The sequence below is a fragment of the Devosia sp. J2-20 genome, from assembly GCF_055808475.1.
The window spans coordinates 3,473,913-3,490,740 of sequence record NZ_CM147870.1; the positions used below are offsets into that span (position 1 = coordinate 3,473,913).

Annotated in this window: 20 protein-coding genes and 2 pseudogenes; 4 read left to right on the plus strand and 18 right to left on the minus strand. The window is 61.6% G+C overall.

Annotation, left to right across the window (positions count from 1 at the left end):
• Nucleotides 1-142 precede the first annotated feature (142 nt).
• The 10 genes and pseudogenes from AC0L37_RS17185 to AC0L37_RS17230 form a co-directional block, all read right to left on the minus strand.
• Nucleotides 143-778, minus strand: a complete 636-nt coding sequence (locus AC0L37_RS17185; RefSeq protein WP_212659277.1) for a peroxiredoxin — start codon at nucleotides 776-778, stop codon at nucleotides 143-145.
• A gap of 172 nt (nucleotides 779-950) precedes the next feature.
• Nucleotides 951-1,457 carry a CreA family protein gene (locus AC0L37_RS17190; RefSeq protein WP_212659276.1) on the minus strand — a complete coding sequence of 169 codons (507 nt, stop codon included), beginning with the start codon at nucleotides 1,455-1,457 and terminating at the stop codon, nucleotides 951-953.
• Between the two features lie 58 nt (nucleotides 1,458-1,515).
• Entirely contained in the window at nucleotides 1,516-2,316 is an 801-nt protein-coding gene (locus AC0L37_RS17195) for an amino acid ABC transporter permease (RefSeq protein ID WP_282222963.1), read from the minus strand.
• Nucleotides 2,317-2,482: 166 nt separating this feature from the next.
• Nucleotides 2,483-3,283, minus strand: coding sequence for a transporter substrate-binding domain-containing protein (locus AC0L37_RS17200; RefSeq protein WP_212659274.1), 801 nt, complete (start codon nucleotides 3,281-3,283; stop codon nucleotides 2,483-2,485).
• A 70-nt stretch (nucleotides 3,284-3,353) separates the two neighbouring features.
• Nucleotides 3,354-3,554 carry a YegP family protein gene (locus AC0L37_RS17205; protein ID WP_249327886.1) on the minus strand — a complete coding sequence of 67 codons (201 nt, stop codon included), beginning with the start codon at nucleotides 3,552-3,554 and terminating at the stop codon, nucleotides 3,354-3,356.
• Nucleotides 3,555-3,614: 60 nt separating this feature from the next.
• A pseudogene (locus AC0L37_RS17210) lies at nucleotides 3,615-3,722 on the minus strand (YegP family protein); the annotation flags it as partial.
• Nucleotides 3,723-3,777: 55 nt separating this feature from the next.
• Complete coding sequence (locus AC0L37_RS17215; RefSeq protein WP_282222514.1) at nucleotides 3,778-4,125, minus strand: Rdx family protein; 348 nt, start codon at nucleotides 4,123-4,125, stop codon at nucleotides 3,778-3,780.
• A gap of 27 nt (nucleotides 4,126-4,152) precedes the next feature.
• Nucleotides 4,153-4,632 (minus strand): glutathione peroxidase, encoded by a 480-nt coding sequence (locus tag AC0L37_RS17220; protein WP_212659271.1) that lies wholly within the window; start codon nucleotides 4,630-4,632, stop codon nucleotides 4,153-4,155.
• A gap of 70 nt (nucleotides 4,633-4,702) precedes the next feature.
• On the minus strand, nucleotides 4,703-4,912 hold the full coding sequence (locus tag AC0L37_RS17225; RefSeq protein ID WP_212659270.1) for a hypothetical protein: 210 nt from the start codon (nucleotides 4,910-4,912) through the stop codon (nucleotides 4,703-4,705).
• Between the two features lie 62 nt (nucleotides 4,913-4,974).
• Nucleotides 4,975-5,184, minus strand: coding sequence for a cold-shock protein (locus tag AC0L37_RS17230; protein ID WP_212659269.1), 210 nt, complete (start codon nucleotides 5,182-5,184; stop codon nucleotides 4,975-4,977).
• Nucleotides 5,185-5,572: 388 nt separating this feature from the next.
• Between AC0L37_RS17230 and AC0L37_RS17235 the strand changes: the two genes are divergently transcribed.
• On the plus strand, nucleotides 5,573-6,514 hold the full coding sequence (locus AC0L37_RS17235) for a FecR domain-containing protein (protein WP_282222513.1): 942 nt from the start codon (nucleotides 5,573-5,575) through the stop codon (nucleotides 6,512-6,514).
• A 581-nt stretch (nucleotides 6,515-7,095) separates the two neighbouring features.
• On the opposite strand, the gene lepA is transcribed toward AC0L37_RS17235, so the two are convergent.
• A complete protein-coding gene (gene lepA, locus AC0L37_RS17240) occupies nucleotides 7,096-8,901 on the minus strand; it encodes a translation elongation factor 4 (protein ID WP_212659267.1) in 1,806 nt (601 codons plus the stop codon).
• 102 nt (nucleotides 8,902-9,003) lie between these two features.
• Between lepA and AC0L37_RS17245 the strand changes: the two genes are divergently transcribed.
• A complete protein-coding gene (locus AC0L37_RS17245; RefSeq protein ID WP_282222512.1) occupies nucleotides 9,004-9,888 on the plus strand; it encodes an extensin-like domain-containing protein in 885 nt (294 codons plus the stop codon).
• A 2-nt stretch (nucleotides 9,889-9,890) separates the two neighbouring features.
• Here AC0L37_RS17245 and AC0L37_RS17250 read toward each other — a convergent pair whose 3' ends face one another.
• The 3 genes from AC0L37_RS17250 to AC0L37_RS17260 form a co-directional block, all read right to left on the minus strand.
• Nucleotides 9,891-10,328, minus strand: coding sequence for a GFA family protein (locus tag AC0L37_RS17250; RefSeq protein ID WP_282222511.1), 438 nt, complete (start codon nucleotides 10,326-10,328; stop codon nucleotides 9,891-9,893).
• Nucleotides 10,329-10,415: 87 nt separating this feature from the next.
• Complete coding sequence (locus AC0L37_RS17255) at nucleotides 10,416-10,874, minus strand: hypothetical protein (protein WP_212659264.1); 459 nt, start codon at nucleotides 10,872-10,874, stop codon at nucleotides 10,416-10,418.
• 51 nt (nucleotides 10,875-10,925) lie between these two features.
• Nucleotides 10,926-11,072, minus strand: a complete 147-nt coding sequence (locus tag AC0L37_RS17260) for a hypothetical protein (protein WP_282222510.1) — start codon at nucleotides 11,070-11,072, stop codon at nucleotides 10,926-10,928.
• Between the two features lie 104 nt (nucleotides 11,073-11,176).
• On the opposite strand from AC0L37_RS17260, the gene AC0L37_RS17265 reads away from it, so the two are divergent.
• Both AC0L37_RS17265 and AC0L37_RS17270 read left to right on the plus strand, forming a co-directional pair.
• Complete coding sequence (locus AC0L37_RS17265; protein WP_212659262.1) at nucleotides 11,177-12,097, plus strand: LysR substrate-binding domain-containing protein; 921 nt, start codon at nucleotides 11,177-11,179, stop codon at nucleotides 12,095-12,097.
• A complete protein-coding gene (locus AC0L37_RS17270; protein ID WP_212659261.1) occupies nucleotides 12,087-12,377 on the plus strand; it encodes a hypothetical protein in 291 nt (96 codons plus the stop codon). Before AC0L37_RS17265 ends, AC0L37_RS17270 begins: the two co-directional genes overlap by 11 nt.
• 172 nt (nucleotides 12,378-12,549) lie before the next feature.
• On the opposite strand, the gene AC0L37_RS17275 is transcribed toward AC0L37_RS17270, so the two are convergent.
• From AC0L37_RS17275 to AC0L37_RS17290, 4 genes and pseudogenes are all read right to left on the minus strand, one after another.
• Nucleotides 12,550-13,383: a restriction endonuclease gene (locus tag AC0L37_RS17275; RefSeq protein ID WP_282222509.1), complete on the minus strand. Its 834-nt coding sequence runs from the start codon at nucleotides 13,381-13,383 to the stop codon at nucleotides 12,550-12,552.
• A gap of 834 nt (nucleotides 13,384-14,217) precedes the next feature.
• A complete protein-coding gene (locus AC0L37_RS17280; RefSeq protein WP_282222508.1) occupies nucleotides 14,218-14,583 on the minus strand; it encodes a YciI family protein in 366 nt (121 codons plus the stop codon).
• Between the two features lie 306 nt (nucleotides 14,584-14,889).
• Nucleotides 14,890-15,771 carry an alpha/beta hydrolase family protein gene (locus AC0L37_RS17285; RefSeq protein WP_282222507.1) on the minus strand — a complete coding sequence of 294 codons (882 nt, stop codon included), beginning with the start codon at nucleotides 15,769-15,771 and terminating at the stop codon, nucleotides 14,890-14,892.
• A 5-nt stretch (nucleotides 15,772-15,776) separates the two neighbouring features.
• Nucleotides 15,777-16,813: pseudogene (locus AC0L37_RS17290) on the minus strand (aldo/keto reductase).
• Nucleotides 16,814-16,828: the final 15 nt, after the last annotated feature.

The window sequence follows — 16,828 nt, forward strand, 5'->3', positions numbered from 1 at the left end:
GCCCGATTGTGCGCGGCAGCGATTAAGACGAGCTTACAGCGGGGCTGCAAAACCATGGCAAGGCCGGTTTGCGCACAAAAAAAGGGCGGTAGCCAATGCCACCGCCCAGTATCGTCAGGGAGAAAACTGTGCGCCGTCGCGATCAATCGCGGGGCTGAGGAACAATGCGCAGATAGGGCTTGAGTTCCTTCCAGCCCTCGGGGAATTTCGCCTTGGCCGCATCATTGCTGACGGCAGGGACGATGATGACGTCGTCGCCGTTCTCCCAGTTCACCGGGGTGGCGACCTGATGCTTGGCGGTCAACTGCAGGCTGTCGATGACGCGCAGGACTTCATTGAAGTTGCGGCCCGTCGATGCCGGATACTCGATCTTGAGCTTGACCTTCTTGTCGGGCCCGATGACGAAGACCGAGCGCACGGTCAGCGAGTTGTCGGCATTGGGGTGGATCATGTCGTACTTGCGCGCAACCGATCCATCGGTGTCAGCCAGAAGCGGGAAATTGAGCGCGGTGCCCTGGGTTTCCTCGATGTCCTTGGCCCAGCCGGCATGATCTTCGAGCTTGTCGACCGAAAGGCCGAGAACCTTGACGCCACGCTTGTCGAATTCAGGCTTGAGCTTGGCGGTGAAGCCCAGTTCCGTGGTGCAAACCGGGGTGAAATTCTTGGGATGGCTGAACAGCACAGCCCAGGAGCCTTCAATGTAATCGTGGAAATGGATCGGGCCTTCGCTGGAATCAGCGGTGAAATCGGGGGCGGTGTCGCCAATCAAAATGGACATGTTGCTCTTCCTTGCGGGGCCGTTGCCGACCCAGGTTTGCGTGACTGCAAGATAGGATTTCGCCGCGCCGCTTAGAAGCGGCACGAAGCGGAATGTTTTTATGTTGTAGCGCGCTTAAACGCCAAGCCGTTCCAAGGGCTTGGCTCAAGGCAGCATAGGGGCGATAACCACGCTACTGGGCGGCCGGACGGGCGGGTGCGCCATTGGTCCAGACGACCTGCTCGGTGGCGAGTGGAATGACCGACAGGCTCATCTTGCCACTGCCCTGCTGGATTTCGCGGGCATGGGCGAGATAGATCAGCGAATTGTTGGCCGCATCATAGACGCGGGTGACGCGCAGCGACTTCCAGACCAGCGAACGGCCTTCCTTGAAGATCTCCTCGCCGCCGCTCTTGGTGGCAATATCGCCGATGGTGATGGGGCCGGTGACCGAGCAATCGAGCGCGGAATAGGAGGGATCCTCGAACCAGTTACCCTGGCTGACACGATCAATGAAAGAGCGGTTGAAATAGGCCAGATGGCAGACAACGCCCTCGACCTCGGGATCGGCCAGCGCGTCGATGGCAATGTCATTGCCGGTCCAGTCGACCCCGACGCTGCCAACCTCGCGGCTATCGCCACAGGCGGCAAGTGTGACGGCAAGCGTGGCGGTAAGAGCGATGGCGGCAAGACGGTTCATGAGCAGGCTCCCCAGTAGGTGGTGCACAGATGGTCCGCGGAAACGGTCCGCGCAAGGGTCAGTTCCGCTTTTGGCGCAGATGGCGCTCAAGAAGGCGGACCAGCAACGACAGCGAAATGGTCAGCGTGAGATAGAGCAGTGCCACCACGTTATAGGTCTCGAAGAACTTGAAGGTTCCCGATGAGTAAACCTTGCCCAGCTGGGTGATGTCCTGCACGCCCAGGGCCGAGACCAGCGCGCTGTCCTTGATCATGGAGACGAAGTCATTGGCCAGCGGCGGCAGAATAGTGCGCAGGGCCTGGGGCGCGGTGATCAGGCGAAAGCACTTCCAGCGGCTCAGACCGAGCGAACGGGCCGCCTCAAGCTGGCCGCGATCAACGGATTCGATGCCGGCGCGAAATATCTCGGCGATGAAGGCGGAATAGCAGACACTCAGCGCCACAATGGCGCGCCAGGCGAAGTCGAACTGGCGGATGGTGATGGCGGCATCGAAGGGCTGCAGCAGCCAGTTGAGCGCGGCGACCATGCCGGGGGCGCCGACAAAGGCGACATAAAACAGGAAGACCAGCACGGGAATGCCGCGAATGATCTCGACATAGAAGCTGGCCAGTTCGCGCAGGATGCGATTGTCGGAGATGCGGCCCAGCGCCACCAGCAGACCAAGCAGTGTGGCGGCGGTAAAGGCAACGCCGGTGACCCAGAGGGTGGTCACCAGACCACCCGAGACGGCGTTGAAGATCTGGGCATAGCCGGCATCGTTGGCGATGCCCCAATAACCCAGCACGAAGAGCAACAGGATGGCCATGAGCCACCATGGCGTGCGGGCAAAGATCGACGGCTTGCGCGGGATATAGGTCATGAACGCCGTTGGTTCGGGTAGAAATTGCGTCTGGCCATCACCCGTTGCCACCTCTCCCATCAAGGGGGAGGTACCGTTTGGGGGGCTGAATCGGTCAGGCGAGGCGAGCGCAGGCCCCCTTGCTCTGCCCAGGGCGCCGCCCTCTCCCGAGGGCGAGGCGAGAGAGCTATTGCGCAGAATTATATTCGAAGAACCATTTCTGCTTCAGGGCGTCGATGGTGCCATCAGCCTTGATCTGGGCCAGAGCGGCATTGATGGGCTCAACCAGATCGGAACCCGGTGTCAGGATAAAGCCGAAATCCTCGGTGCCCAGCGGGGTGCCGACGACTTTGAAGGCCCCGGGATTGGCGCCGATATAACCATTGGCCGAGGTCTGATCCATCAGCACGGTGTCAACATCGCCCGCCTGCAGTGCCTGCACGGATGCCCCGAAAGTCTCGAACAGCTTGATGCGTGGATTGGCTTCGTCGCCATCAAGGACATTATAGACCGCGACATAGAAATTGGTGGTGCCTGCCTGGGCGCCAACCAGGAAATCGGCATTTGCGGCAAAGCTCTCAGCGCCCTCAAAGCGGGTTTCGTCAGCACGCACCAGCATGAGCTGCTGGCTGGTCAGATAGCTGTCGGAGAAATCGATCTGTTCCTTGCGCTCGTCATTGATAGTGATGCCATCCATGCCCACTTCGAACTGGCCATCGCGCACGGCCTGGATCATCACGTCCCAGCTGGCGAGTTCCCAGGTCACCTTGGCATTGAGGCGGCTGGCAATCTCGTTGAACAGGTCATATTCAAAGCCAATACCTTCGCCGGTTGCCGGATCAGCGAAATTGAGCGGCACATAGGCGTTTTCGGTGACAGCGACGATCTCGCGACCGTCCAGATCGGGCAGGTCCTGGGCTGCGGCAGCGCTCAGGCCCAATGTGAGGGTCGCCGCGGCGGCGGCAAGAAGCTTGGTGAAGGATGGCATGAGGCGGCAGTCTCCCGAAATTGGCTTTGCCGGGAGACTAAACCAGCCCATCACGGATTGGAAATGGGCTTTATGCCTCGTCGAGAACTTCGGCGCCCGGGCCGTTCTTCTTGACTGACTCAATGGCGTTCACGGCACTGGCCCTGGCCTTGTAGGTTTCCGAACGGACCATGGTTTCGCCATTGGAGGCGACGAAGCGGACAAAGAACTGGCCATCCTTGGAGCCGGCGATCTCGAAGCGATAGCCCGAACCGGTTTCGTCCTTGGTCAGATCGACCGTGGCGGCGTCGGGGGCGTTTTTCTTGAGCGATTCAATAGCGGACTTGGCGCTGGCCTTGGCCTTGTAGTTCTCGGACCACACAATGGACTCGGCATTGTAGACAAATGCGAACTTGAACTGTTCGTTGGCAGCTGGGGTGATCTTGAATTTGTGCGCCATGACGCTGGGCCTCCACTCTAGCAACGACCGGCAGTGGCCGCTTTGTTCGCCAAGACTAGCCAGACTCCGAAGAATTGGAAGTGCTTAGTTTGGTGCCGTCGATATGGCCGAGATCACGATCGGGGTCGATGCGGTCGCGCACCATCTGCTTGAGCGTCTTGACGTCGGGGAAGCCACCATCGCGCTTGCGCTCCCAGAGCAGCTCACCATCAAGCCTGATCTCGAAGACGCCGCCCGTGCCGGGGACCAGGGTAACCGCGCCCATTTCGAGGCTGAAGGTGGACAGCACTTCCTGGGCCATCCAGGCCGAACGCAGCAACCAGTTGCACTGGGTGCAGTAGGTAATGGACAGATGCGGGCTGACGGGCGTGCCGGGAGCGACCGGTGCTGGGGAGGCTGACATGACCATCCTGAGTAAAACGGCGCTGCGCTAGAGGCGGCGCTCAATGGCGTGGATCAGAACATCTGGCGTGGTATCGGGCACGGCCCGCTGGGCCACAAGGCCATCGCGCCCAATCAGGAACTTGGCGAAGTTCCATTCGATATCGCCGGGATGATCTGCCTTTAGCCAGGTATAGAACGGGCTTTCATTCGGGCCGTTGACATCAATCTTGGCGAACATGGGAAAGGTCACCGCGTAATTGATGGCGCAGAAGGCAGCTATCTCGGTAGCGCTGCCCGGTTCCTGACCGCCGAACTGATTGGATGGAAAGCCCAGAATGACCAGACCGCGCGCGCCATAGGTGCGATAGAGCGCCTCGAGCCCCTCAAACTGGGGGGTGAGGCCGCAGCGCGAGGCGGTATTGACCACCAGTACCAGCTTGCCGGCATAGGCCGACAGGGGCTGGGGCGAGCCATCAAGCCTGGGCAGGGTGAAATCAGACAGCGTCGTGGCGGAAGTGTTGCTCATGACACCGATGATAGCTGATCACCAGCGGCGTGGTGGTAACATTTTTCAGCAGGCGCCCAGAGGGTTGGGCCTACTGCTCGGAAACCGCGTCGGCAGGGACGCGCAGGTCGGCTTCGCTGACAATGCGCTGAAAGGCTTCAAGCTGGGACTGCACCTTGTACTGCACCATGTGCCCCTCATAGGGGAGCAGGGCAACGATCTCGCAGGCGGCGGCCTTGCGGGCGCTGCTGCCGTGCAGGGGAAGCAATTCAAGGGTCTGGCCGACGGAGTATTTGTGCATGAAATCAGTTCCGCAAAGAGATTACGGGCCGCCGTATCAGAACGGCGACCCGCAAGACTGGTTTAGAGAACGGCGATATTGGTTGCGCTAGCGCGACCGTCGCGGCCCTTTTCGATCTCGAACGAGACCTTCTGGCCTTCATTGAGGCTGGACAGGCCAGCGCGTTCAACTGCCGAGATGTGAACGAAAGTGTCTTCGCCGCCTTCGTCAGGCTGGATGAAACCAAAACCCTTGGTGGCGTTGAAGAATTTGACTGTGCCGTTGGTGGCCATGAGCGTGAGATCCGAATTCGCCCGTGCTTCAGAGAACGGGCATTTCCCCGTAGCAACATGCATGCGGGGGCAGAAACGTTGACAAGGTTCTGGGGATCACCAGCGCCCCGGGAACACCGGTAGCTTGGGCAAGCCTTGAAAGGCTGAAAACGTGGGATGTGCTTTAGCACTGCGGGGGTGGAGAGGCAAGGAAAGCTGGGGCATGGGGGCGACAGACGCCGGACGATGAGTGCGATGGGTAATTGAGTGCGCGACAAGCCTGGATTGTATCAAATCGATTCAGCCCGTGTTCACCCTTGGCGCAGGCAATCCGCCAGAATCGATGCGTTGTAAGGAGTTGGCAAGGCCGGACACCCATGGTCGCGGCACTAACTCCGGGGGAACCGCCATGCGTTTTGTTGTTGTACTGCTCGCCTTGCTGTTGAGTACGCCCGTCTGGGCGGCAGACTGGACCGTACAGCGTGTGCGCGGCGAGGTGACCCAGAAGATCGGGATGAGCTGGGTGGCGGTGTCGCGCGGCGACGTGATTGCCGATAACCGCTATCTCAAGACCGGCAGCGACGGCCGGGCCGGACTGGCCCGTGGCCGCGAAACCATTGAGCTTGAGGGCAATACCCAGATCCGCATTAAGGATGCAGGGGCCGAACTGATGACCACGGTGCTGCAGGATTTCGGCACGGTGTCGATCGAGGCCGAGCGGCGCAATGTGCAGCACTTCTCGGTGCAGACGAAATATCTGGCCGCGGTGGTCAAGGGTACGCGCTTTACTGTGCGCGCCGATGCCCAAAGCGCCAGCGTGACCGTGTCGCGCGGCGTGGTTCAGGTGCAGGATTCCAAGCGCGATCTGGTCACCGATATCCTCCCCGGCCAGAGCGCCAGTGTGACCAGTTCGGTGCCGCTGATCGTTGAGGGCCCCGGCGCCAGCAATGTGTTCACCTTCAAGGGTGTTGAAGTCGAGCCGGGCACAACAACCCCTAAGGCCCAAGCCGCTGCCGCCCAGAGCAAACAGAGCGGCCGCGCCTTTAGTGAAGCCGTTTCGGCTGCCGCCAAGAGCGGCTCAGCTGCCGCATCCTCGGCGGCCAATAGCGCCGCTAGCAGTGCCGGCAGTGTCGGCGCCGCCACCAGTTCCGCGGCCCAGGGCGCGGCAGACGCGGCCAAGGCCAGTGGCGCCAATGTGGGTCAGGCCGTCTCAAGCGCGGTCAAGCAGACTGTGTCGAACACCCGCGAGACCGCCAAGGGCGTCAGCGAAACCGTGACCGAAACGGTCAAGGATACCGTGTCGGCAACCTCTGGCGCAGTCGGCAAGACGCTGGGTGGCCTGTTGCGCTAGGCAAAAACACGCGGACAGTCCATTCGCATTTGATCCAATGGGATGCTGCAGGATGCGTTGTCGCGCGCGGCAGGTCTACGTTTGATGAAGCGGAAACGGCCGCATCCGGCGTTTTTGAGCTGGCACCGCGAGAACTGTTTTAAGGCGTAGGCGCCCCTCACCCGGCGCTGTGCGCCGGCCTCTCCCCGGAGGGACGAGGTTGTGGCCGTTCCACGATCCTATGTGTGAAACATCTCAGGATGGATCCCGACTCTAAGCCGGGATGACATCGGGGGTGGGGCGAGATTGGGGAACAGCCCCGCCGGAGCCCCCACCTAGCCTCCCCCTGACGGGGGAGGGATGGCCATGTGGGTGGGGCACGGTAGTGCCAGAATTGCCGGACTGCGCCTCCCCCTGTCAGGGGGAGGTTGGGCGGGGGCATTTTTGGACGTAGTAGATCCGTATCGCCACCCTCGGGTTTAACCCAAGGGGTCTTTACTTAATGGCAGTTTCGGCCAGCACAGTGCCCTCGGCTCAAGGCCGAGGGTGACGAACGATGGGTGTGGCAGCGCGGTGCACCATTCTGAGCCGTTTGCCGCAGCCTATTCGTCGCCCATCTTGAGCGCCTTGATGAAGGCTTCCTGCGGGATTTCGACATTGCCGTATTGGCGCATCTTGGCTTTGCCCTTTTTCTGCTTTTCGAGCAGCTTGCGCTTGCGCGTGGCGTCGCCGCCATAGCATTTTGCCGTCACGTCCTTGCGCATGGCGCGGACGGTTTCGCGGGCGATGATCTTGCCGCCAATGGCCGCCTGGATCGGAATGACGAACAGGTGCGGCGGGATCAGCTCCTTGAGCTTTTCGCACATGATGCGACCGCGGGTTTCGGCCACCGAACGGTGCACCAGCATGCTGAGCGCATCGACCGGCTCGGCATTGACCAGCACGGACAGCTTGACCAGATCGCCGGCGCGATGATCGGCCAGGGTGTAATCGAAGCTGGCATAGCCCTTGGAAATCGACTTCAACCGATCATAGAAATCGAACACGACTTCGTTGAGCGGCAGATCATATTCGACCAGCGCGCGGCTGCCGACATAGCTGAGATTGCGCTGAATGCCGCGGCGATCCTGGCACAGTTTGAGGATGGAGCCGAGATACTCGTCCGGGGTCAGAATGGTCGCCTTGATCCAGGGCTCGCGGATCTCCTCGATCTTCATCACATCGGGCAGATCGGCCGGATTGTGCAGATGGATGGTTGAGCCATCGGTCATGGCGATCTCGTAGACCACCGACGGGGCCGTCGCGATCAGATCGAGATTGAACTCGCGGCTGAGGCGCTCCTGGATGATTTCGAGATGCAGCAGGCCCAGAAAGCCGCAGCGGAAGCCAAAGCCCAGCGCGGCTGAGGTTTCCATTTCATAGGAGAAGCTGGCGTCGTTGAGCCGCAGCTTGCCCATGGCGGCGCGCAGCTCGTCAAAATCGGAGGCATCGACCGGAAACAGGCCGCAGAACACCACGGGCTGGGCCGGACGGAAATCGGGCAGCGCCTTGGCGGTGGGCTTCTTGTCGTCGGTAATGGTGTCGCCGACATTGGTATCGGCCACTTCCTTGATCGAGGCGGTGAAAAAGCCTAGCTCGCCGGGGCCCAGCGAGGGCACTTCGACCAGCTTGGGGGTGAACACGCCGACGCGATCAAGCTCATAGGTGGCCTTGGAGGCCATCATGCGGATCTTCTGGCCCTTCTTGACCGTGCCATCGATGACGCGGATCAACACGACCACGCCCAGATAGGTATCGTACCAGCTATCGACCAGCAGCGCCTTGAGCGGGGCATCGGCCTCGCCCTTGGGGGCGGGCAGACGATGCACGATGGCTTCGAGCACGGTATCGATGCCGATGCCGGTCTTGGCCGAAATTTCCAGCGCTTCGGAGGCATCGATGCCGATGACGTCCTCGATCTGCTGCTTGACGCGCGGAATATCGGCGGCGGGCAGATCGACCTTGTTGAGGACGGGCACGATCTCATGATTGGCATCGAGCGCGTGATAGACATTGGCCAGGGTCTGCGCCTCAACGCCCTGGGAGGCGTCAACCACCAGCAGGCTGCCTTCGACGGCGGCCATGGAGCGGGAAACCTCATAGGCGAAGTCGACATGGCCGGGGGTGTCGATCAGGTTGAGGATATAATCCTCGCCATTGAGCGCGGTGTATTTCAGGCGCACGGTCTGCGCCTTGATGGTGATGCCGCGTTCACGCTCGATATCCATCGAGTCGAGCACCTGCGCCTTCATCTCGCGCAGGTCCAATCCCCCCGTGAGCTGAATCAGCCGATCGGCCAGGGTGGATTTGCCATGGTCGATATGGGCGACGATGGAGAAATTGCGAATGTGGGAAAGCGGCGTTGTCATGGCAGCGCTGATAGCAGATGCCAAAGGGCGCGCAAAGATGGTTTAACGCAGGTTAACCGCCCGTTTTGAGCAACGATGGGGTGGTTTGGGGCGTTGGGCGGGATGGATGTGATCAAAAGCCTGTTTGTTGTGCTGTTGCTGAGCGTGGCCACACCTGCCCTGGGGCAGGACTGGCTGGATGGGTTGCAGGAGCTGGCCAATGAGCTGACAGCGCCGGCGCAGGATTCGCGCTCGCCACCACCGGCAGGGCCCAAACCGCCGGATCGGCCAGTGGTTGAGAGGCCGAAGGTGGCGCCGGTGTTGCCGCCTGTGCCCCTGCCCCGGCCTGATTTTGATGGGGCGACGGACGCTGAGGCTGAAACGCCGCCGGCAGATGATGCAGAGCCCATGAGCGAAGAGGTGGCAGCACCGGAGTCGGAACCGGCGCGGGTCTACCAGGGGGCGTGCCCGGCGGTGTTGCAGGGTTTTGTCGACGCAACGATGGGCGGTCCGATCGAAGAGGGCGCCTGCGGCATCCAATCGCCGCTGGTGGTGACGGCGGTGCTCAGCCGGGGGCGGATGGTGCCGTTATCGAGCCCGGTGACGACCAGTTGCGCCATGGCCAGCGCCCTGCCCAGCTGGGTGGCGCAGGTGGATGGCTATGCCAGCGCGATGCTGGACAGCGCACTGGCGCAGATCAACACCGGGCCGGGCTATATGTGCCGGCTGCGCAATAATGGCGAGACCGGATTTGTGTCCGAGCATGGCTTTGCCAATGCGCTTGATATCAGTGGCTTCACGCTGGCGGATGGGCGGATCATTGCCGTCAAGACTGATTGGCTACCCGGCAATGCGCCGCAAGGGCGGATGCTGCGGCTGGCCCATGATGCGGCGTGCGGGGCGTTCACCACCGTGCTGGGGCCGGAGGCGAATGCGGATCATGATGACCATCTGCATCTTGATCTTGGATGCCACGGCCATAGCTGCACGGCGCTGATCTGCGAATAGGCTCAGGCGCCGGGCAGGCCGTCAAATTGCGGCAGGTCATCGAGAATATCGTACCAGGGCGCCTTGGAGCCGACGCAGATATGCATTTGCGGGCGCATGGTGGGCGTGTCGTGCAGCGTGCCCATGGGCAGGTGGATGCGGCTATTGTCCGGCTCGGCAATCCACGAATAGAGCAGGCTGCCGCAGGCGACGCAGTGCACATCATGGGTGCTGTCGGGATCACCATCGATAAAGACGGCGTCGGCGCCCTGGGTGAGGCGAAAATCCTGGGGCAGCAAGGCCGCTATGGCGCGAAAGGCGCTACCGCTGGCGGCGCGGCAGCGCGAACAGTGGCAATTGAGGGCGTAGAGAAAACTGTCGCGCGCCTGGTAGCGCACGGCGCCGCAGCGACAGCCGCCGTGCAGAAGCCTTGCCTGGGTATGTGGATCAGACTGCGCCATCGATGCCCCTTCCCTCAAAGCGGACGATAGGCAGGGCGCTGCGCGGCGGCAAGAGTTGGCATGCCCGCCGCGCCGCTGGGATGCTGTCTATTGGGCGGGCGCTGCGGCGGCCGAAGCCTGGGCATAGATAGCGGTAACCGCGTCAACGCTGGCGCGATCAGCGCTGCCTTCGGCGCAATCGGGATCGGTGGACTGCACTTCGGCCAGGACCTTGGCATAGGCTTCGCCCGCCTTGACGGCATCGAGCCCCACGCTGGCTTCAAGCCGGGTGCGATCGCCAGCCATGCCCGATTTGATATCATCGGGGATGGGTAGCGCGCAGATCTCGATCACGGCCAGGGTTGCGTAAAAGCCGGTGAGCAGATTGGTTTGTTTGGAAGCGTTGGGGAAAGTGGCAGCCGGATCGACCACAATTGTCTGAGCGGCAGGGGCGGCATCAGATGTGGTCGGCGCGGCAGCTTCAGGCACTGCCGGGGCGGCGTCCTGCGCAATGGCGGGTTGGAGGCCAAGGGCAAGGACGGTTAGCACGGCGAGAGTTTTATACATCGGGGCACCTCGGAGGAGTTATTGTCCCCCTTGAACGTCCCGAATGTGGCTTCAGAACGACGTATGGTCCGAACGTGGGTGATGAACGGGCAGATCCGCCCAATCGCGCAGCGACAGATTGTCCATATCCCGGCTGGACCGGGGTGTGGGGCTGGTGCGCGCGACGAGGCGGCGCACAAACTTGGATAGTGTAGACATTTTGTGACCTCCTTTGGGTCTTGCGTTACTAGTGATGCAGCATATGGGCCCTATGACGGCGCGTTACAATGGACAAGGTCGCAATGCTGGTATAGAAAAACTATATGCAAAACCCCTTCCCCATCCCGCTTAACGCCTTGCGGGCTATCGAAATTGTGGCCCGCCGCGGCGCACTGGCGCCAGCGGCCGAGGAACTTGGAGTAACCATTGGGGCTGTGAGCCAGCATCTGCGCCGGGCCGAAGAACGTCTGGGCATGGAATTGTTCGAGCGCACGCCGAGCGGGCTGAAACCCCTGCCGCTGCTCAAGGCGGCGCTGCCGCAACTGACCGCAGGCTTTATCGAGCTGGCCGACGGGTTGGCGAGCCTGAAAGGAAGCGACGAAAGCGTGCTCAACCTGACAGTGGGGAGCGTGTTTGCCTCGCGCTGGCTGATCTGGCGGATCACCAAATTCAGCCAGACCCATCCCGATATCGAACTGCGACTGAATGTGACGAGCAATATGGTGGATCTGAGCCGACCTGACGTCGATTGCGGCATTCGTTTCGGGCATGGGCGCTGGCCGGGGGTGAGCGCAGAACTGGTGGGCGGCACCGCCTATCAGCCCGTGTGTGCGCCGCCGGTGGCCGAACGGCTGAGCGGGCTGGGTGATCTGGCGCGCGTGCCGGTCATTCAGGACCAGACGACGCAGCTGAGCTGGGACGCCTGGCGCAATGCGGTGGGGCTGGACCCCAAAATCAAATTGACCGGACCGACCTATTCGGACGCCTCGCTGGCGTTTGATGCGGCGATTTCCGAACAGGGTGTGCTGATGGCTGCGGATATGATGAGCGCCGATGCGGTGAGCGACGGGCGGCTGGTGCGCCCGTTCAACCAGACGGTGGAAGGCCCGCAAGGCTATTGGCTGGTGGTGGCCAAGGGACGGCGCGAAAGCCGCAAGCTGCGCGCCCTGCGCAGCTGGCTGGCGACCGAAGTGCCAGCCAGCGTGAATGGCTATCTCAATCAGGGGGCTGCCCATGGCCGATAGTTACCGGGCCTGGCTGCGCGGCGTGATCAAATGGCAGGAGATTGCGGTGATCGATCTGCGCGACGATGACGGCACCGGCAAGAAGCTGCAAAGCTGCGGGCTGAAAACACTGGGCGAAATCGACAAGATGGAAGGCCCCAAACTGCTTGAGATCGAGGGCATGGGCATTGGCGTGATCAAGCGGGTGCGCGCCATCATCAAGCGCTGCAAGGCGACCGAGCGGCGGCGGCGGCCGACGAGTGTGAGCTATGTCAGAACGGAGCGGGAGTTTCCGGAGTAGCTGGGGGACTGTGACCGACGCCTTTGGGATGGGAAGGCGACTGGCAGGTTTTGGATCAGCCAGCCCGGAAGCTGGACGTTCAGCGTGGGCGTGTAGCAATGACAGATCTGGATTTGGCTGAGCCATCGGCAAGCTCGCGTTAGAGTTGCTGTATCATTGTGATGCTCAATCTTTAGGCGGAAAACAGGTCTGTCACCTTGGCGAAAGGTTGCCGGTACTCAGAGTGGTGCCGCACCTTACGCCGGATCACCTCGCCCAGATCGAGCCGCCGGTTGACTGCATGATAGATGTCGGTGCCCTCCATCATAATTAGCCGTTTGGCAGTGAAGGCATCGAAGCTCTGGTCCGAATATCCGCCGTAGCTGACAAAGAGGCCACGCGTCCAGTCTGCCCGTTCCTGCAACTTGCCTTGGAAGGCGTGCAGCATAGCACCGTTTGTCGGCTTGGTTTGCCACTTTGCCTCGACGAGGTAGGTGGTGTTGTCATGATGAAAGCTGCCGTCGATCTGTTCGCTCTTAGTCGAGAATGCCGCGTGCGGGTCAAGGTCCCAAGCATCGAACCACTTTTTCAGGAAATGTTCGAACCCAAGGCCGCGCGCGAATGGTTGGTCGTCCATGGCAACGAGCGACAAGAATTCCTGCTCCAACGCCAGTAGCACGCTCCCGTTTGGACGCGAAGATGGCATCGGCGCTGTAGTTTGCAGTGGCTCGTCTTCGTTGCTGGCGATGGGCCTGCCGCCAAGCCGCACGATCAATTCGCTAAGACGTTCGCGAGCCTGAGGGACGCTATCGGCCTCATTCGGAAAGGACGTCGCCCGATACAGCACGCGCCATTGCCAGAGCCCGTGCAATGCCTTCACGATTGCGGCCTTTTGCCCGCGCTGCAGAAACGTCCGCAAGCGCTTGCCCTTCGAGTTGCCATCCTCGACAAGATACGCGTCGTCGTAAATATCGATACCGACATCATCGCGGAAGAAATCGGCGTAGGTCCGGTTCGTGAAATCCATGACATATCCGGTTCCGAATAGATCGCCAACGAGCTTCAGATCTAGTCCCTTAATTTCGTCTGCCAACGTCTCGCCTCGTCAATCCTTGAGCCCTCGATTTTGGGCCGATAATCTACTGCTATGCAATTGGGCACGCAGGAGTCTCGTCTCTTTCGAACCTTTCCCCCACACCGCCCTTTTTTCCTCCAAAGAGCAGTCGGAGACTTTCTATCCCAGCTCGGTCTTTGCCAACTCAAGGCGGGATGGCAGCTTTATGAAAACGTCGAAGCGACTTGAACGACAGAAACTGGGCGTAAAGCTGCCAGTGGCAAATTCCTGATAATGGCCGCTTTCGAGACTGAACGCTTCGACCCCCAACGTCCAAAATGGGGTCGATTGCTGCTGGCGCAAACCTGCCCGAATGCCCGATCTGGCGGCTGTTCAACAATCTCAGGATGGATTCCGGCCTGCGCCGGAATGGCCCGGTGGGTGGGGTGCGGGTTTGAAGGCTGTGGGGCAGCCGGTGATGGCGGGTCTCCCCCTCCCCTCCCGGCTTGCCATTCGAGCGCTTTTCACATGGCGTTCTTACCTGAAGCCGCTCCACTGGAGCTATAACACCCCCTCCCGGCCTTGCTATCAAGGGGAGTGGGGGCGTTGTGGGTTTGGCGGGTTTTGTGCCGCAGTCTTCCAGTCGTCACCCTCTCGCTTGACCCGAGGAGGTTGAACTCAACTCAGTTTCAGCAAGTACAGAGCCCTCGGGTCAGGCCCGAGGGTGACGCGCTGTGGTTGGGGAGATGGTCCAAGCCCGCATGCGCGCTAGAGATGCCGGGCCGGCGACGAAACGGTGGGCCGCGCTTAGTAGTTGGCGCCGCCGGCGATTTCGCGCAGCTCCAGCACAATGTCGGTCAGGCCGTGATCGAGGTGCAACTGCAGGAACGTTTTGGCCAGTGTCGTGGCACCGGCCATGTCGGCGGCCTCGAAAACGGCATAGCCGCCAATGACTTCCTTGGCTTCGGCGAACGGGCCGTCGGTGACGGCGATCTCGCCGGTATGGCCCTTTAGACGCCTGCCCTGCTCTGCGGGCGTAAGGCCGCCAGTGGAGACCAGGGCGCCGCTGGCGAGGTTCTGCTCCATCCATGGGCCCATGGCGTCCATCAGTGACTGCGGAACGTCTTCGGGCTTGAGGTCGGCGGGCGGGATGATGCTCAAAAAGTAACGCATGCAAAATTCTCCATTTGGCGGGCTGAAACAAGGTCTCGCACCCCCACGACGATCAAGTCTGCGCCAATTCGACAAGGGATGCGGATATTTCTGGCAAGGCCCTCTCGGCAGAGGCAGGTCGCCCCACCTAGCCTCCCCCTGAAGGGGGAGGAACAGCGCGGTGGATGGGGCGGGATTCAAGCGGCGCGGCGGCGCTGGCGAATGCGGGTGGAGCCCCATACGATCTAACCTGAAGCGGCACAGGCATCTCAGGATGCCCCCGGGTCAAGCCCGGGGTAACACCGTGTTTGGGGGCATCGCCTAGCGCTAGAGGTGATTTGCGAAGAAGGCCAGCATGGCGGCGCGGGAGGTTGGGGTTTCGCGGTGGCCGATGCCGGGTTCGCTGAGCAGCTGCAGATTGTCGGGGGCGGCGGCATAGGCGGGTTCGAGGTCGGCCCAGGCGCGGGCGACAGCCAGCGGCGGCGTGAGGTGATCGGCCTGTCCGATGCAGACCAGTTGCGGGCGCGGGGCGATCAGCGCGGCGATAGGGCCAGCGTCGGTTTCGGCGAGCAGGCCGGGGATCATCATATAGATGCCGTGGCCATCATGGGCACCCAGCTCGATCATGGTGGCCTGATCGGCAAAGCAGCACAGATGGGCCACCGCCTTGAGGCGGGGATCCATGGCGGCGAGCCAATAGCTCAGGGTTGAGCCCATGGAGATACCGAAGGCGCCGATGCGGTCAGGGTCAACGTCATTGCGGCCCGCGAGATAGGTCAGCGCAGCGGCGTGATCGCTCAGCATCTGGCCGAACAGGGATTTACCCATCCAGAGCAGTGCCTTGGCAGCAGCGGATTCGCTGACATCAGAGCGCTCGCCAAACACGGGCATGTCGATGGCCAGGGTGACATAGCCGGCGCGGGCAAAGACCGGGCCGAGGGGATCGACCAGATAGTCGCGGCCGTCGAGCAGTTCGGCTGCACCAATGGCGTAGCCACCGCCATGGGAGTGGCCATAGAGAATGGCCGGCAGGGGGCCAGCGGGATTGAGCGGCCGGGTCAGCAGGCCGCGCACCTCGGTGTCGCCGAGGCGCAGCACCAGGGTTTCAACGGCGTAATCGGCATGGGTGGTGGTGGCGGCGGAGACAAGCTCCACCGCCGGTTCATCCAGACCGATCAACTCGATCAGGCGGGTCCTGCTGACAGCCATGGGGTTTAGCGCAGCCAGCCGGAGGGACGGGGATGGAGTTCCATCTGGCCGTCTTTGGTGGCGTCGTCGATGGCGGCGATTTCGTCATCCGACAGGCTCAGATTGTTGAGCACGCCCAGATTGTCCTTGAGCTGATCGAGATTGCGCACACCGATCAGGGCCGAGGTCATTTCGGGGCGGCGCAGCACCCAAGAGAGCGCCAGCTGCACCATGGTCTGGCCACGGGATTTGGCGATCTCGCCGAGCTTGTCGACAGCGGCCAGAACGCGCGGTTCGATATGGCTGGCGCGCAGGCTGCCATTGGGGTTTTCGCCACGGGTGCCGGACTTGTCGCCCTTATTGTACTTGCCCGAGAGCACGCCCTGCGCCAGCGGCGAGAAGGCGATGATGCCAATGCCCAGATCACCACAGGCGTCGATGGTGCGATCGTTTTCGATCCAGCGATTGATCATGGAATAGGAAGGCTGGTGGATGGTGGTGGCCACGCCCATTTCCTTGAGGATGCGATAGGCTTCGCGGGTCTCGGCTTCGGGATAGCTCGAAATGCCGACATAGAGCGCCTTGCCGCTGCGCACGGCATGGGCCAGCGCGCCCATGGTCTCTTCGAGCGGGGTGTTGGGATCGTAGCGGTGCGAATAGAAGATATCGACGTAATCGAGACCCATGCGCTTGAGCGACTGATCCAGGCTGGCGAGCAGGTATTTGCGGCTGCCGAATTCGCCATAGGGGCCGGGCCACATGCCGTAGCCGGCCTTGGTGGAGACAATCATCTCATCGCGATAGGGACGGAAATCGCGGGCCATGACCTGACCGAACAGCTCCTCGGAGGAGCCGGGAGGGGGCCGTAATTATTGGCGAGATCGAAATGGGTGATGCCCGCATCAAAGGCGTGACCGAGGATTTCCATGGCAGAGGGGTAGTCGCGCGTGCCACCGAAATTCTGCCACAGGCCCAGGCTGATCACCGGCAGCTGCAGGCCCGAGCGGCCCGAGTGGCGGTATTGCATGGTGTCATAGCGTGCCGTATCGGCCCGATAGGTCATGGTAAGCTCCGTGTC

Bases quoted from the DNA above. Each gene is read 5' to 3' on its own strand.
- AC0L37_RS17260 (WP_282222510.1), bottom strand. From the start codon at position 11,072: ATGTCTACACTATCCAAGTTTGTGCGCCGCCTCGTCGCGCGCACCAGC.
- AC0L37_RS17215 (WP_282222514.1), bottom strand. From the start codon at position 4,125: ATGTCAGCCTCCCCAGCACCGGTCGCTCCCGGCACGCCCGTCAGCCCG.
- AC0L37_RS17255 (WP_212659264.1), bottom strand. From the start codon at position 10,874: ATGTATAAAACTCTCGCCGTGCTAACCGTCCTTGCCCTTGGCCTCCAA.
- AC0L37_RS17270 (WP_212659261.1), top strand. From the start codon at position 12,087: ATGGCCGATAGTTACCGGGCCTGGCTGCGCGGCGTGATCAAATGGCAG.
- AC0L37_RS17285 (WP_282222507.1), bottom strand. From the start codon at position 15,771: ATGGCTGTCAGCAGGACCCGCCTGATCGAGTTGATCGGTCTGGATGAA.
- AC0L37_RS17195 (WP_282222963.1), bottom strand. From the start codon at position 2,316: ATGACCTATATCCCGCGCAAGCCGTCGATCTTTGCCCGCACGCCATGG.
- AC0L37_RS17250 (WP_282222511.1), bottom strand. From the start codon at position 10,328: ATGGCGCAGTCTGATCCACATACCCAGGCAAGGCTTCTGCACGGCGGC.
- AC0L37_RS17280 (WP_282222508.1), bottom strand. From the start codon at position 14,583: ATGCGTTACTTTTTGAGCATCATCCCGCCCGCCGACCTCAAGCCCGAA.
- lepA (WP_212659267.1), bottom strand. From the start codon at position 8,901: ATGACAACGCCGCTTTCCCACATTCGCAATTTCTCCATCGTCGCCCAT.
- AC0L37_RS17245 (WP_282222512.1), top strand. From the start codon at position 9,004: ATGGATGTGATCAAAAGCCTGTTTGTTGTGCTGTTGCTGAGCGTGGCC.
- AC0L37_RS17200 (WP_212659274.1), bottom strand. From the start codon at position 3,283: ATGCCATCCTTCACCAAGCTTCTTGCCGCCGCCGCGGCGACCCTCACA.
- AC0L37_RS17225 (WP_212659270.1), bottom strand. From the start codon at position 4,912: ATGCACAAATACTCCGTCGGCCAGACCCTTGAATTGCTTCCCCTGCAC.
- AC0L37_RS17185 (WP_212659277.1), bottom strand. From the start codon at position 778: ATGTCCATTTTGATTGGCGACACCGCCCCCGATTTCACCGCTGATTCC.
- AC0L37_RS17275 (WP_282222509.1), bottom strand. From the start codon at position 13,383: ATGGATTTCACGAACCGGACCTACGCCGATTTCTTCCGCGATGATGTC.
- AC0L37_RS17235 (WP_282222513.1), top strand. From the start codon at position 5,573: ATGCGTTTTGTTGTTGTACTGCTCGCCTTGCTGTTGAGTACGCCCGTC.
- AC0L37_RS17230 (WP_212659269.1), bottom strand. From the start codon at position 5,184: ATGGCCACCAACGGCACAGTCAAATTCTTCAACGCCACCAAGGGTTTT.
- AC0L37_RS17265 (WP_212659262.1), top strand. From the start codon at position 11,177: ATGCAAAACCCCTTCCCCATCCCGCTTAACGCCTTGCGGGCTATCGAA.
- AC0L37_RS17220 (WP_212659271.1), bottom strand. From the start codon at position 4,632: ATGAGCAACACTTCCGCCACGACGCTGTCTGATTTCACCCTGCCCAGG.
- AC0L37_RS17190 (WP_212659276.1), bottom strand. From the start codon at position 1,457: ATGAACCGTCTTGCCGCCATCGCTCTTACCGCCACGCTTGCCGTCACA.